This is a genomic window from Paractinoplanes rhizophilus, assembly GCF_042664765.1.
Classification (GTDB): domain Bacteria; phylum Actinomycetota; class Actinomycetes; order Mycobacteriales; family Micromonosporaceae; genus Actinoplanes; species Actinoplanes rhizophilus.
The window spans coordinates 186,259-199,365 of record NZ_JBHTBJ010000005.1 but is presented as its reverse complement, the minus strand read 5'-3'; the positions used below and the strand labels follow the sequence as shown (position 1 = coordinate 199,365).

The window sequence follows — 13,107 nt, the reverse complement described above, 5'->3', positions numbered from 1 at the left end:
ATAAGTGTACGGTATCCGTCCCCGGAGCCCGGACCCGGGCGCTGCTTTGTGTCGCCCCCCGAGACTAGTCTGCCAGGCGTGACCGACGATCACTCCCGGCCCGCCGAGGCGGAGCCCGTCGTCCCGCCCCGCCCGCGCAGCATGGATCCTCAGGAGCTCGGATTCACCCCGCAGCGCCCGGTGGGCTGGCTGGCGCCGCTGTTGCTGCTCAGCACCGGGCTGCGTGCGCTGCTGGCGACCCTCTTCGGGGCGTACCTCGACAAGCGCGAGCTGCAGAACTCGCTGGACGGCGAGTGGTTCGACCATTCCGCGACCGCCGACGGCGAGATGTGGCTCGACTACGTGGCCGATCTGGGCGACGGCTTCCACGCGACGTACTCGGTGGCCTGGCTGCTCGCCCAGCCCCGCCTGGAGATCGACGGCGCCGAGCTGCCCCGGGGCCGGCTGCTGCTGATGGGCGGCGATCAGGTCTACCCGCTGGCCAGCGGCGACGGGTACGAGAGCCGGATGAAGGGCCCCTACCGGGCGGCCCTGCCCGAGCCCCCGGCCGGCGAGCCGCGGCCCACGCTGTTCGCGCTGCCCGGCAACCACGACTGGTACGACGGTCTCACCGCGTTCCTGCGGCTGTTCGCGCGCCGCAAGGACGGCCACATCGGCGGCTGGCGCACCCAGCAGCGCCGGTCGTACTTCGCGGTCAAGCTGCCCGCCGACTGGTGGCTGTTCGCGATGGACGAGCAGTTCGGGGCGTACATCGACGATCCGCAGCTGCTGTACTTCGAGAAGGCGGCCCGACACGTCGGCCCGCAGGATCGGATCATCCTGATGACCCCTTCGCCCAAGTGGGTCAAGGCGGCGGAAGACCCCGACGCGTACGACGCGACCGACTACTTCATCCGCAGCATCCTCGCGCCGACCGGGGCGAACGTGCGGGTGCTCGTCTCCGGCGACCTGCACCACTACGCCCGCTACGACGGGCCCGACCGGCAACTCATCACGTGCGGCGGCGGCGGGGCGTACCTGCTGGGCACCCACCAGCTGCCCGGCACGCTCACCGTCCCGCCCGAGGAGACGCTGACCCGCAGCAAGAGCCGCAGCCGCGACTACCACTTGAAGTCCCGCTTCCCCGACGCCGCCACCTCCCGGCGGATGAGCTGGGGAGTCTTCGCCCGGGTGCCGGCGCGCAACGCGGGCTTCGCCACCATGCTCGGCATCATCCAGACGCTGACCATGCTGGCCATGGCCGGCGCGGCCAGCCAGGGCGGCAACATCCAGCGGCTGTTCACGATCCCGCTCGGCCTGATGGTCTTCATCATCCTGGCCGGCACGGTCCTGTTCGCCCGCCCGCCCGGCGCCGCGTTCACCCATCATGCCCGGCACTGGTTGTTCGGGCTCGCGCACGGCTTCGCCCAGATCGGCCTGGCCATCCTCGGGACCTGGGTGTGGCTGCAACTGCCGCCGCACAACTGGACCGGCCCGGCGCCGCTGGCCGTGGCCGCGGTCATCTACCTGCCGATCATCGGCTTCCTGTCGACCCAGGTGTGCGCGCTCTACCTGCTGATCGCCGGCCAGTTCCAGGTGAACGTCAACGAGCTGTTCGCCGGCCAGGGCATCGAGGACGCCAAGAGCTTCCTGCGCCTGCACATCGCCGCCGACGGATCGCTGACCATCCACCCGATCGGCATCGACAAGATCTGCAAGAAGTGGTCCGCCGACCCGGACGCCGAGCCGCACGCCTCGTGGTTGCGCCCGGACGCCCCGCTGGTCGCCCGCCGCATCGAGCCCCCGATCCAGGTGCGCTGATCAGCCGTAGCGTTCCTCGTGGCTCTGCCGGGGCCCGCAGACCGAGGCCCGGCTGCACGAGCAGCGGGACCCGTCGGCGTCCATGCGCACAACGACCTCGTCGCGCGGGACGCTGTGTGCCACCACCCGGCCATCGCCCTCGGGGGTGGTGACCCGGCTGCCGACGGCCGGGGCGGAGGCCTGGAACCGTTGGTACAGCGGATGTTCATATTTGAGGCAACACATCAGCCGGCCGCAGGCGCCGGAGATGCGCAGCGGGTTGAGGGGCAGGTCCTGGTCCTTGGCCATCCGGATGGTGACCGGCTCGAAGTCGGTGAGGAAGGTCGCGCAGCACAGGTCGCGGCCGCAGGAGCCGATGCCGCCCTGCACCCGGGCCGAATCGCGCGCCGACAACTGCCGCAGCTCCACCCGGCAATGCAGGGTCGCCCCAAGATCGCGTACGAGCGAGCGGAAGTCGACCCGGTGGGGCGCGGTGAAGTAGATCGTCGTGCGCGGGCCGCCGGAACCGCCCTGGTCGAGGACGTGGTCGACGGCGACCACCTTCATCGGCAGCTCATGCGCCTTGATCAGCTTTTTGGCCGCGACCTTGGCCTCCGCCTTGCGCTTGCGCAGCAGCTCGTCGCGGCGCAGGTCGTCGTCGCCCGCCAGGCCCGCCACCTTGGGGAACCCGGACGTGTCCTCGTCGACCCACTGCGTCGCCCAGACGCACTCCGCCACCTCGGGGCCGTCGTCGGTGGGCACGAGCACCCGGTCGCCGACCTGGGGCGAGAACGCGCCCGGATCGAGGTAGTAGAGACGGCCGTACCGGTTGAAGCTGACCGCGCACAGCATTCCCATGGAGAACACACTACGACGGCGGATCGGCCGTACCAAATGTCGGCTTTGAACTACCCGCTGGGGTTGTCGCATAGATACGACGCAACCGCCCAGATCGACCGTCGTTGGGCAGACCCGTAGACGCCGCCACATCGCGGAACACTTCGGGAGGGAACTGCCATGAAGCCCGCCAGATCGTTGGCCGCCAGAGTCGTAGCGCTTGGATTCGCCGGCTCGGTCGCCGCGCCGCTGCCCGCCTTCGCCGCACCCGCGCCCTGCGAGCACGCCGAGAGCTACGCGGCCCAGTCCGGCGCCGAGCTGCTCCGCATCGATCGGTTCGAGGTACGCGCCGGCGGAACGGAACGGCCGGCGACCGAAGACGTCGAGCACTCGGGCACCGGAGATTGGGGCACCGGAGACTCGGGCACCGAGGACTCGACGCCGCCCGGGGGCGCCGCCGGCCGGGTCCTGGACGGAAGCATCGACCCGACCCGGGACGACCCCGACGACACCGACACCATCAGCGAGGGAATCGGCACGGCGGGAGCGGCGTTCCTCGGCTCGATCCTGCCCCCGGACAACCCGATCCTTCCCCGTACGTTCGCCGCCGATGCGGACGGCGCGGCGGCCTCGCCGGCCGCCGACGAGTCCGATGAGGACACCGGCGGCTGGGGCGGCGGCAGCGTCGTCGGGCGGGCCCCGGAAGGCGACGCCGCGAAGCGCGGCAACGATTCGGCGCGGGTGAGCGATGTCGGGCTGGGCGAGGCGCGTACGGCGATGGTCGCCACCTCGAAGGTCAAGTCGGCGGCCGTGGCACGCCTGCTCGACGGCGAGGCGGCGGCGAAGCCGTCCTGGACGGAGCCGGTGCTGCAGCAGGCGCCGCCGAACCATGCCACGCCGGCGACCCGGTCCACCTCCGCCGGCAAGGCCGGTCCGCTGAAGATCGGACCGGGCCGGCTGTCCGGGCGCGCCCGGTGGGACGCGGCGATGGCCTGTGGCGCGGCGAGCGGGGAGACGGCTCGCGCCGAGTCGGCGGTGAACGGCGCCGGTGTCCTCGGTGGACCGGCGCGCGCGCTCGTACGCGTACCGGAAAAGGCAGCGAGCGTGAGCACGACGGCGCTGGAGGGGCCCGCCGGCAATGCCCACTCGGTGGCCTCGGCCACCGTGACCGCCGGACGCATCGAGCTGGCCGGCGGGCGGGTGCTGATGCGCGTGCTGAAGGCGCCGTCGCTGGTGGCGCGGATGGGGGCCGATGGTGGCGAGGTGCGGTACCGGCCGGCGGTCATCGAGATCTCCGGCGACGGCATCGCGACCAAGCGCCTCGACGCGGCCGGGGAGTCGGCCGATGTGACGCTTCGCCCGGACCGGCAGGCGACCGAGTCGGGCGTGCTCGACGTCGCGGGGATGGGCGGTCTGCGCCCGGACAGCCGGCCGTTGCCGCTGCCGCATGTGCCCGGCCTGCCTTCGGTGAGCGCCCCGAATCCGGTCACCGAGTCGACGCCGGCCGCCGGCACTCGGGTGCACATTGAGCTGGGCGGGGCCCGGCGCGCCGCCAAGGGGCGCGCCATCGCGGCTCGCGCCACCGCGATCCAGGTGTCGATCACCCAGGGCGGGGCGGTCTCCGGCGGTCGGGACAAGTCGGGGTACGGCGGAAAGTCCGCCACGGCCTCGCTCGATCTCGCCTTCGGGCTGCTGGAGGCGGCGGCGGTCGCTCCCGAGCGGGTCACCGCTCCGGCCGACACGTCGGGCGCCGGCGCTGGTCTCCCGATCACCGGTCCCGGGGCGGCCGGGCTGGCGGCGGGCGGCATCGCGCTGCTGCTGAGCGGCGCGGCTGCCGTCGTCCTCGGCAAGCGGCGGCGGCGCTCGCACTCCTGAGCCACCACCTCCGGGCCGGAAGCGAAATGGCCCAGATGGACACCCATCGATCCCCCGACGGCCGAGTCCGCATCGACGGTCGTGCCGTCCTGCTCCGCCGAGCGTCCCGATCCGGCCCGAGAGCCGAGACAACGGTCGATGAATGGCGTTGAGTGGGCAACACCTGCGGGGGGTGCAGGAGGACGCGGCGTCGCATTCGGAGCAACGAAATCCGAATGCGGCGCCGCGCCCACGTCCGGATCGCTTTTTATGGCAGGCGCATCACTTTTGTGCGGGCGCGTCGGGATCCGCGGTGCGGCTCGCACAACGGGCCCGAGACCGCGTGACCGGTCGTCACATCGGGCCGGTCGTTACATAGGGCCGGGAGTCACATGGGCCGGGAGTCACATGGGCCGGTCGTCACATGGGGATGGCCTCGGCCAGTTCCGCTGAGGCCTGGAGCAGGTCGTCGGCCTCCGCGTAGCTGTCCGCGATCGCCCGCAACACGTAGGCGCCGACCTCGGCCGCCGCTTCCGGCGCGTCCTCGGCCGCCAGCGTCAGCGCCTGCTCCGAACTGAGCACCGTGGCCAGCGCCGCCGCCAGGTCGGCGCGTGCCCGGGTCATCCAGTCGATCAGCGCCTGGGCCAGGTCGGCCGAGGCCTCCAGCCGCTCGTCCAGGCTGTCGCCGTCGCCGCTGAGCCGATCGGCCACCCGCCGGCGCACCTCGGCGTAGGCGTCGGCGGCCTCGCCCTCCCACCCGTCGGGCGGCGGCAGCGCGGCGGCCACATCGGCACATGCCCGCGCGTCGGACCGCAGCAGGCCCACCGCGTCGTCGAACTCGCCGGGGTGCAACGCCGCCACCGCGCGGGCCGCGTCGCCGGGCAGCAGCCGCACCCGCCGAAGCTGGCGCCACACGTCGTGATCGGCCGGCGCCCCCATCGTGCCGAGCAGATCGTCGACCCGCGTCAGCAGTGGGGCCGCGGCAGCGAGCACCGCGTCGAGACGGTCCATCACACCTCCCGGCCGAGCACGTCGTCGATCCGCGTCAGCAATGGCGCCGCGACCGCGAGCACCGTATCGAGACGGTCCATCACACCTCCCGGCCGAGCCGTTGTCGCACGGCCTCGTCGGTCTCGGCGTATGCCCGTCGCGCCGCTCGCACCGCGCCCGCCGCCTCGGCGAGCCGCCCGGCGAGATCGGCCGCCTCACGCCCGCGCGCCTCGAGCACGGCGGCCCAGCGGCGATGCAGCTCGCGTCCGAGGCGGCCGGGCATGCCGGCGTCGTCGGCGCCGAACGCGGACGGCGCGATGGCCAGCGCCGGGAGCCGGCGGTCGACCGTCGCAAGCGTGTCGGCCGCCCGGTCGAGCCGGTCGGCGAGGTGACTCATCTCAATCCTCTTTCAGCGGGTGCAGCCGGCCGAAGAACTCCTCGTGGAGCTTGGCCCGGGCCCATCGGGCCGCCTCGGAGGCCTTGGTCACGACGGCCTGGATCTCGCGGGCGAATTCCGCCGTGCCCCGTTGCTGGAGCGAGCCGGAGATGCGCACGTCGGTGATCTCTCCCTGGGCCGTGACCACGACCTCGATCGAGTCGTCCGGCGAATGGACCGACACGGAATGCGACGCCACAACCTGCTCGAACTCACCGCGCAACTCATCAAGGCGTCGATATCGATCGATTGCATCGTCGATCCACGCCTCGTCGATCTCGCGCGCCATTCCCCCTGGCTCCTCACCGCACGTCAGCACGCCGTCGCTTTCCGGGACCAGACCGTACCCGGAACGGTCACTCCTTCGCTACGCCCAGTTGTCCTCTGTGGATAACCCGTTCCGGGGGTCGCCGACCGTCGCCGATTAAGAAATGTCGGACCCGCGCAATACCATCTGTGCCGTGACAGACGTCTTCGCTGACCTGGTGGGCCAGGACGAGCCGGTCGAGACGCTGCGCCGCGCCGCCGCGGCCGCCGCCCGGGTGGTGGCCGGCGAGCAGGTGGCGGCGGGCGCGATGACGCACGCCTGGATCTTCACGGGTCCGCCCGGCTCCGGTCGCTCGGTCGCCGCCCGCTCATTCGCCGCGGCCCTGGAGTGCGAGCGCGACGGCATCGGCTGCGGCGAGTGCCACGGGTGCCACACCGCGCTCGGCGGCACCCACGCCGACGTCCGCTTCGTCGTGCCCGAGGGCCTGTCGATCGGGGTCAACGAGATGCGTGCGCTGGTGCTGCGGGCCGCCAGCGCCCCGTCCGGCGGCCGCTGGCAGGTGGTGGTCATCTCCGATGCCGACCGGCTCACCGAGCAGGCCGGCAACGCCCTGCTCAAGGCGATCGAGGAGCCCCCGCCCCGCACGGTCTTCCTGCTGTGCACACCATCCACGCACCCCGACGACATCTCGGTGACGATCCGCTCCCGCTGCCGGGTGATCGCCCTCCGCCAGCCGCCGGCCGCGGCCGTCGCCGAGGTGCTGGGCCGCCGCGACGGCGTCGCACCCGACGTCGCCTCCTGGGCCGCCGCGGCCGCCCAGGGCCACGTCGGCCGGGCGAAACGCCTGGCCAACGACCCCGAGGCGCGCGGGCGCCGCGACGCCGTGCTGGCCGTCCCGCGCCGGCTGACCGGCGTCGGCGCGTGCTACGAGGCCGCCTCCGCCCTGATCAAGGCGGCCGAGGCCGAGGCGGCCGAGGCCATCGCCGCGTCCGACGCGGCCGAGCGCGCGTCCCTCGAGCAGGCCCTCGGCGCCGGCGGCACCGGCCGTGGCGCGGCCGGTGCGATGCGCGGCGCCGCCGGCCAGATCAAAGACCTGGAGAGGCGGCAGAAATCGCGGGCGACCCGCTCGAAGCGGGACGCCCTCGACCGGGCGCTGGTCGACCTGGCCGGTTTCTACCGCGATGTGCTGGTCACCACGCTGAAAGCGCCGGTCCCGATCGTGCACACCGATGTGGCGCGGCAGTGCGAGGCGGCGGCCGGCAAGTGGACCGCCGAGAGCACCCTGCGGCGCCTGGAGGCGGTGCTGGCCTGCCGCGACGCCATCGACCAAAACGTCAAGCCCGACATCGCGGTCGAGGCGATGATGCTCACCCTCTGGCGCGGCTGACCGCGAGCAGGCGGCTCAACGAACGAAGCCCAGGTCACTGACCTGGGCTTCGTCGTTATCGAGACGGAGTCGGCTACGCCACGAAGCGGGAGCGGCGGCGGCGTCCGATCAGGTAGCCCGCGCCGCCGAGGAGCAGGAGCGCGCCGCCGATGCCGGCCACGGCCCCGATGTTGGAGCCGGTCACCGGCAGGCCGCCGCCCTCGCCGCCGGCGGTGCCCGAGGCGGCGGAGGAGGTGGCCGCGCCGGTGGGGGAAGCGGGGATCGGTGCGGCGGTCTTGGTGGCGGTGGGCGTGACGGGCGGTGGCGCCGTGGGCTGGGACGCGCAGTCGAGCGCACGCGCCGCGTACAGGCCGTCGTTCAGATAAGTCAGGTAGGTGTCGACGGTCCCGGCGTCGAGCACCTTTTGCGCCTCCGCGTTGACGTTGGCGCCCGCGTCGGTCAACGTCCGGACCACCTCGACCCGCAGCGCCACTGTCCAGGCTTGCGGCATGCCGGTCTTGAGGAATGCCCGCAGCTCGTCCGCGGTGCCGTCCAGCCGCTCCTGCACCTCGTCCGGCAGGACGGGCAGCGATTCGGCCTTCGCCTCGGCCTGGATCTGGTTGGCCAGGAGCCGGATCTGCACGTCGGTGGCGGTGTCCAGATCGATGGTGACAAGCTCGCGGATGTCCTTGAACACCCTGCGCTCGACCGTGTGGCAGGCGCTGTCCAGCCCGGCCGCATCGGTTCGGGCCATCGCCGGTGTCGCCGGAATCAGAAAGGCGAGCGCTATCAGCACGCCGGCCGAGGTCTTCCATCGCATGTGGGTTTTACCTCCCCGTTGCAGGTCAGAGCACGGGGATACTACCGGCATCGATCAAAGAGGCAAGTAGGGCCTCGCCGGGTCAGACCTGGGCGGAACGCGCGGCGCTGGCGGCCAGCCACTCCTCGTCGGCCGCTTTCTTGAGGGCCTGGCCGTCCTTGCCGTCGTAGCGGAGGAATCGGGGCAGGGCCGCGGCCAGGGCGAGGGTGCCGGCGACGCACAGGACGCCGCCGAGCCAGATCGAGCCGGTCACGCCCAGCCGGGTGCGGGCCATCATGCCCGATCTGAGCTGGCCCAGCAGCGGCCCGGTGGTGTAAGAGAGCATCTCGATGCCGGCCAGCCGGCCACGGAGGTGGTCGGGGATGGTCTGGCTCCACATGATCGAACGGAAGATGCCGGAGATCATGTCGGCGCCGCCGGCGAAGGCCAGGCAGAACAGCGTAAGCCACAGCGTGTCGGAGACGCCGACGCCGACGATGCCCACGCCCCAGAACGCGGCGGCGATCAGGACCATCAGGCCGTGGCGGTGGACGCGTGCGGTCCAGCGCGAGGTGAGGGTGGCGATGAGCGAGCCGACCGAGGGGGCGGCATAGAGCAGGCCGAGGATGCGCGGGCCGCCCAACTGGGTGGCGAGGAAGGGGTAGAGGGCCTGCGGCATGCCGAAGAACATGGCGTTGATGTCGACCAGGTAGGTGCCGAGCAGCTCGGGACGGGACCGGGCGTAGCGCAGGCCGGTGACGACCGAGCGGATCGACGGGCGGTCGGCGGCGGGCGGAGGCGGCACGGCGCGGACCAGGGTCAGGCAGGTCAGCGAGACCGCGAAGGTCAGCAGGTCGAAGGCGTACACCCAGGTCAGGTCGACCGCGGAGATCAGCAGGCCGGCCAGGGCGGGGCCGCCGAGTTGGGCGATCTGCATGCTCAGCGACTGCAGCGCCATCACGGCCGGCAGCTGTTCGGGCTCGACCAGGCGGGGCACCATGGCCTCGACCGCGGGTCGTTGCAGGCCGTCGACGCAGGCCGCCAGCGCGGCGATCACGTAGAGCAGCCACAGGTGCGGGCGGTCGGAGAAGGCGTTCAGCAGCAGGATGCCGGTGAGCACGGTCAGTCCGAGCTCGCCGCCGCGGACCAGGAGGCGGCGGTCGACGTAGTCGGCCAGGGCGCCGCCCACGAAGGCCATGACCAGCAGCGGCACCAGCTCGCAGACGCCGAGCAGGCCGACCATCAGCGGGTCGTCGGTGAGCTTCGCGACCTGGTACGGGATGGTGACGTACGTGATGAACGACCCGAAGGCCGACACCGAACCGCCCAGAAAGACCAGCCGGTAGTCGCGGGACGTGCGAAGTGGGCTCAGATCGAGCCCCAGGCGCTTGCTCACGTGGCGCGATGCTACGTGGCGGCGCCCTCGGAGCGCGACGTCATTTCAGCACCAGGCGCCCGGTGGCCTCGAAGGATGCAAGATCCTTGAGCGTCTCGTCGACCACGTACGACTTGGCGGGCAGCTTGTCGAGCGGGAAGAACGCGGCGTCGACGGACTCCTCGGTCTGCCGCTGGAGCTCGCCCTCCCAGGTGTGGATCCGGAAGCTCATCAGAATCTGCTGGTACGTGTGCCCGTAGTCGTTGGTGTATGTGTACGCGCTGTAGAACGCGAACGGGGTGAGCGACGTCGCCCGCAGCCCGGTCTCCTCCCACACCTCGCGGATCGCGCACTCCTCCATGCTCTCGCCCAGCTCCATGGCGCCGGCCGGGATCGCCCACCGGCGGTTGTCGGAGCGCTGAATCAGCAGCAGGCGGTTCTGATCGTCGATGATCACCCCGCGAGCGCCGACGAAGAGGATCGTGTCGGTGTCGCCGATGCTCGCCCGCACCTTGCCCAGATAAGACTCAGCCCACGTCAGTGCCACGGGGCAACTTTAGTCATGCGGACTTCTTGGCCGCCTTCTTCGCCGGGGCCGCCTTCTTCGCCGGGGCGGCCTTCTTCGCCGAGGCGGCCTTCTTCTTCGGCGCCGGCTCTTCGCCCCGGGCCTTCTTGGCGCGCTCGACGGACGCCTTCAAAGCGGCCATCAGGTCGATCGCGGCGGCCGGCGCCTCCTCGGCCTCCTCGGGCTGCACGATCTCGCGGCCCTCGACCTTGGCGTCGATCACCTCTTGCAGGGCGGCCCGGTAGTTGTCGGTGAACTCGTCGGGCTTGAAGCTGCCCGCCATCGAGTCGATCAGCGACGAGGCCATCGCCAGCTCGGCCGGCCGCGTCTCGATGTCCTCGTCGAGGAAGCCGAACTCCGGCCGGCGCACCTCGTCGGGCCACAGCATGGTGTTGAGCACCAGCACGCCCTCATGCACCCGCAGCGTGGCCAGCTGCTCCCGCTGCCGCAGCGCGATCTTGACGATCGCCACCCGGTCGGCGTCCTGCAGGGCGTCGCGCAGCAACACGTACGGCTTGGCGGCCTGCCCCTCCGGCTCGAGGTAGTACGCCTTCGCGAACAGGATCGGGTCGATCTGGTCGGCCGGGACGAACTCCAGCACGTCGATCGCCCGGGACGTGGTCAGCGGCAGGTCGGCGAAGTCCTCGTCGGTGAGGATCACCATCTCGCCGCCGCCGATGTCGTAACCCTTGGCGATGTCGTCGTAGCTGACCACCTCGCCGTCGATGGAGCAGGTGCGCTGGTACTTGATCCGGCCGCCGTCGGTGCGATGCACCTGGTGGAACCGAATGTCCTTCTCCTCGGTCGCGGAGTACAGCTTCACGGCGATCGACACCAGGCCGAACGAGACCGCGCCCTTCCAAATCGCGCGCATGGTCAAATATCCCCTCGTCAGGTTCCCCTGGTCAGGATCGCACTACTGAGACGCCTGCGTAAGCCTATGGTGATCGAGTGCCTGGTGCGCCGCTGTCTCCCATGCTCGCCACCGCGGGCGCGCTGCCGGTCGGCCCGGACTGGAGCTACGAGTTCAAGTGGGACGGGGTGCGCGTGCTCGCCCTGTTCGCCGGGGGTCCGCCCGAGCTGTTCGCGCGTTCCGGGGCGGTGGTGACTGCCGCGTACCCGGAGATCGCCGACCTGCACCTGCCGGAGGGCACGCTGCTGGATGGCGAGATGGTGGTGCTCGACGCGAACGGGCGGCCGTCGTTCACGGCGCTGGCCGAGCGCATGCACGTCCGCGAGCACGGCCGGGCCGCCCGGCTCGCGGCGAGCCTGCCCGTGACGTACATGATCTTTGATCTGCTCTATCACGACGGCATGGACCTGACCGGCCTGCCGTATCTCGCGCGGCGCGAGAAGCTCGAAGAGCTCGAGCTCGCCGGCCCGCGCTGGATGGTGCCGCCGTCGTTCGGCGACGGGCGGGCCACCGAGATCGCGGCCCGCGAGAACCACCTCGAGGGCGTGGTCGCCAAGCGCACCGACTCGGTCTACCTGCCCGGCACCCGCTCGCCGGATTGGATCAAGGTGAAGTTCGACCGCACCGGCGACTACGTGATCGGCGGCTGGCGGTCGGGGGCGCGCAAGTTGGGCGGCCTGCTGGTCGGGGTGCCGGGCCCGGACGGACTGGTCTTCCGCGGGCGGGTCGGCGGCGGCATCGGCGCGGTGGCCGAGAAGGAGCTGTTGTCCCGGCTGGAGCCGCTGGCCCGGCGTGATTCACCGTTCGCGCCCGGTGCGGTTCCGCGCGAGGATGCCAGAGGCGCCCACTGGGTGGACCCGCAGCTCGTGGTCGAGGTCCGCTACGGCAACCGGACGCCGGACGGTCGCCTGCGCTTCCCGCGCTTCCTGCGGTTGCGCGACGACAAGAGCCCGCAGGAGTGCGCGGAGGAGGACGAGGATGGCGCCTGAGCGGTTCCACGTCACGATCGACGGACGCGACCTCGAACTGTCCAACCTCGACAAGGTGATGTACCCGGCCGCGGGCTTCACCAAGGGCGAGGTCATCGACTACTACACCCGTGTCGCGCCGGCGCTCCTGCCGCATCTGGCCGGCCGCGCCGTGACCCGCATCCGGTATCCCAACGGCGTCGAGGGCGCCCACTTCTTCGAGAAGAACAAGCCCGGGGGTACGCCCGAGTGGGTGCGCCTGGAGACGCTGCCGGTGCCGGGGTCCACGAAGAGCCGCGAGACCATCGACTTCGTGGTGGTCGACGACCTCCCGACGCTGGTCTGGCTGGCCAACCTGGCCGCGCTGGAGCTGCACACGCCGCAGTGGCGGGTCGGCGCCGATCCCGATCTCCTCGTCGTCGACCTCGATCCGGGCGCGCCGGCCGGGCTGCGGGAATGCAGCGCGGTGGCGGTGCTGATGCGGGACCGGCTGGCCGAGGACGGGGTGGCCGCGTACCCGAAGACGTCCGGCAAGAAGGGCATGCAGCTGTGCTGTCCGATCTCGGGGACGCAGGACGCCGAGACGGTCTCGGCGTACGCGAAGCGGGTCGCCGAGGAGCTGGCGGCCATGGTGCCCGCCTCGATCACCGCGAAGATGGCCAAGGCGATCCGCCCCGGCAAGGTCTTCATCGACTGGAGCCAGAACGCGGCGGCCAAGACGACGGTCACGCCGTACTCGCTGCGGGCGCAGGAGTTCCCGACCGTGTCGACGCCGCTGACCTGGGACGAGGTCGAGGCGATCGGAACCGGCTCGGCGGAGCCGCACCACTACCGGGCCGACGAGGTGCTCGATCGCATCGAGAAGCACGGCGATCTGCTGGCCGATCTGATGACCCCGGGCCCGGTGCTGCCGGCGCGGCATTGAGCTACCTTGCGTCGCAAGATACTGTGTGAGGC

Annotated in this window: 13 protein-coding genes; 5 read left to right on the top strand and 8 right to left on the bottom strand. The window is 71.6% G+C overall.

Annotated elements, in window-relative coordinates:
* Positions 1-78: 78 nt before the first annotated feature.
* Positions 79-1,800 carry a metallophosphoesterase gene (locus tag ACFQS1_RS10020; protein WP_378966090.1) on the top strand — a complete coding sequence of 574 codons (1,722 nt, stop codon included), beginning with the start codon at positions 79-81 and terminating at the stop codon, positions 1,798-1,800.
* Here ACFQS1_RS10020 and ACFQS1_RS10015 read toward each other — a convergent pair whose 3' ends face one another.
* Positions 1,801-2,637 (bottom strand): PSP1 domain-containing protein, encoded by an 837-nt coding sequence (locus ACFQS1_RS10015; protein ID WP_378966088.1) that lies wholly within the window; start codon positions 2,635-2,637, stop codon positions 1,801-1,803.
* 159 nt (positions 2,638-2,796) lie between these two features.
* Between ACFQS1_RS10015 and ACFQS1_RS10010 the strand changes: the two genes are divergently transcribed.
* Complete coding sequence (locus ACFQS1_RS10010; protein ID WP_378966086.1) at positions 2,797-4,491, top strand: hypothetical protein; 1,695 nt, start codon at positions 2,797-2,799, stop codon at positions 4,489-4,491.
* A gap of 399 nt (positions 4,492-4,890) precedes the next feature.
* On the opposite strand, the gene ACFQS1_RS10005 is transcribed toward ACFQS1_RS10010, so the two are convergent.
* The 3 genes from ACFQS1_RS10005 to ACFQS1_RS09995 all read right to left on the bottom strand — a co-directional run bounded on the left by ACFQS1_RS10005 (position 4,891) and on the right by ACFQS1_RS09995 (position 6,185).
* Positions 4,891-5,481 carry a hypothetical protein gene (locus tag ACFQS1_RS10005; protein WP_378966084.1) on the bottom strand — a complete coding sequence of 197 codons (591 nt, stop codon included), beginning with the start codon at positions 5,479-5,481 and terminating at the stop codon, positions 4,891-4,893.
* Positions 5,482-5,560: 79 nt separating this feature from the next.
* A complete protein-coding gene (locus tag ACFQS1_RS10000) occupies positions 5,561-5,857 on the bottom strand; it encodes a hypothetical protein (protein WP_378966082.1) in 297 nt (98 codons plus the stop codon).
* Between the two features lies 1 nt (position 5,858).
* Positions 5,859-6,185 (bottom strand): YbaB/EbfC family nucleoid-associated protein, encoded by a 327-nt coding sequence (locus ACFQS1_RS09995; RefSeq protein ID WP_378966079.1) that lies wholly within the window; start codon positions 6,183-6,185, stop codon positions 5,859-5,861.
* Positions 6,186-6,357: 172 nt separating this feature from the next.
* On the opposite strand from ACFQS1_RS09995, the gene ACFQS1_RS09990 reads away from it, so the two are divergent.
* A complete protein-coding gene (locus ACFQS1_RS09990; protein ID WP_378966077.1) occupies positions 6,358-7,551 on the top strand; it encodes a DNA polymerase III subunit delta' in 1,194 nt (397 codons plus the stop codon).
* A 73-nt stretch (positions 7,552-7,624) separates the two neighbouring features.
* Here the strand turns inward: ACFQS1_RS09990 and ACFQS1_RS09985 are convergent, their stop codons facing one another.
* The 4 genes from ACFQS1_RS09985 to ku form a co-directional block, all read right to left on the bottom strand.
* Complete coding sequence (locus tag ACFQS1_RS09985; RefSeq protein WP_378966075.1) at positions 7,625-8,350, bottom strand: LPXTG cell wall anchor domain-containing protein; 726 nt, start codon at positions 8,348-8,350, stop codon at positions 7,625-7,627.
* Positions 8,351-8,432: 82 nt separating this feature from the next.
* Positions 8,433-9,725 carry an MFS transporter gene (locus ACFQS1_RS09980; RefSeq protein WP_378966072.1) on the bottom strand — a complete coding sequence of 431 codons (1,293 nt, stop codon included), beginning with the start codon at positions 9,723-9,725 and terminating at the stop codon, positions 8,433-8,435.
* 40 nt (positions 9,726-9,765) lie between these two features.
* Complete coding sequence (locus ACFQS1_RS09975) at positions 9,766-10,251, bottom strand: NUDIX domain-containing protein (protein WP_378966070.1); 486 nt, start codon at positions 10,249-10,251, stop codon at positions 9,766-9,768.
* 13 nt (positions 10,252-10,264) lie between these two features.
* A complete protein-coding gene (ku, locus tag ACFQS1_RS09970; RefSeq protein ID WP_378966068.1) occupies positions 10,265-11,143 on the bottom strand; it encodes a non-homologous end joining protein Ku in 879 nt (292 codons plus the stop codon).
* Positions 11,144-11,220: 77 nt separating this feature from the next.
* On the opposite strand from ku, the gene ligD (ACFQS1_RS09965) reads away from it, so the two are divergent.
* Positions 11,221-12,171: a non-homologous end-joining DNA ligase gene (ligD, locus tag ACFQS1_RS09965; RefSeq protein WP_378966066.1), complete on the top strand. Its 951-nt coding sequence runs from the start codon at positions 11,221-11,223 to the stop codon at positions 12,169-12,171.
* Entirely contained in the window at positions 12,161-13,075 is a 915-nt protein-coding gene (ligD, locus tag ACFQS1_RS09960) for a non-homologous end-joining DNA ligase (RefSeq protein WP_378966064.1), read from the top strand. The genes ligD (ACFQS1_RS09965) and ligD (ACFQS1_RS09960) overlap by 11 nt, the downstream gene beginning before the upstream one ends.
* Positions 13,076-13,107 lie beyond the last annotated feature (32 nt).

Coding starts and splice junctions, on each gene's coding strand:
- ACFQS1_RS10015 (WP_378966088.1), bottom strand. CDS start 2,637: ATGGGAATGCTGTGCGCGGTCAGCTTCAACCGGTACGGCCGTCTCTAC.
- ACFQS1_RS10010 (WP_378966086.1), top strand. CDS start 2,797: ATGAAGCCCGCCAGATCGTTGGCCGCCAGAGTCGTAGCGCTTGGATTC.
- ACFQS1_RS10005 (WP_378966084.1), bottom strand. CDS start 5,481: ATGGACCGTCTCGACGCGGTGCTCGCTGCCGCGGCCCCACTGCTGACG.
- ACFQS1_RS10000 (WP_378966082.1), bottom strand. CDS start 5,857: ATGAGTCACCTCGCCGACCGGCTCGACCGGGCGGCCGACACGCTTGCG.
- ACFQS1_RS09995 (WP_378966079.1), bottom strand. CDS start 6,185: ATGGCGCGCGAGATCGACGAGGCGTGGATCGACGATGCAATCGATCGA.
- ACFQS1_RS09985 (WP_378966075.1), bottom strand. CDS start 8,350: ATGCGATGGAAGACCTCGGCCGGCGTGCTGATAGCGCTCGCCTTTCTG.
- ku (WP_378966068.1), bottom strand. CDS start 11,143: ATGCGCGCGATTTGGAAGGGCGCGGTCTCGTTCGGCCTGGTGTCGATC.
- ligD (WP_378966064.1), top strand. CDS start 12,161: ATGGCGCCTGAGCGGTTCCACGTCACGATCGACGGACGCGACCTCGAA.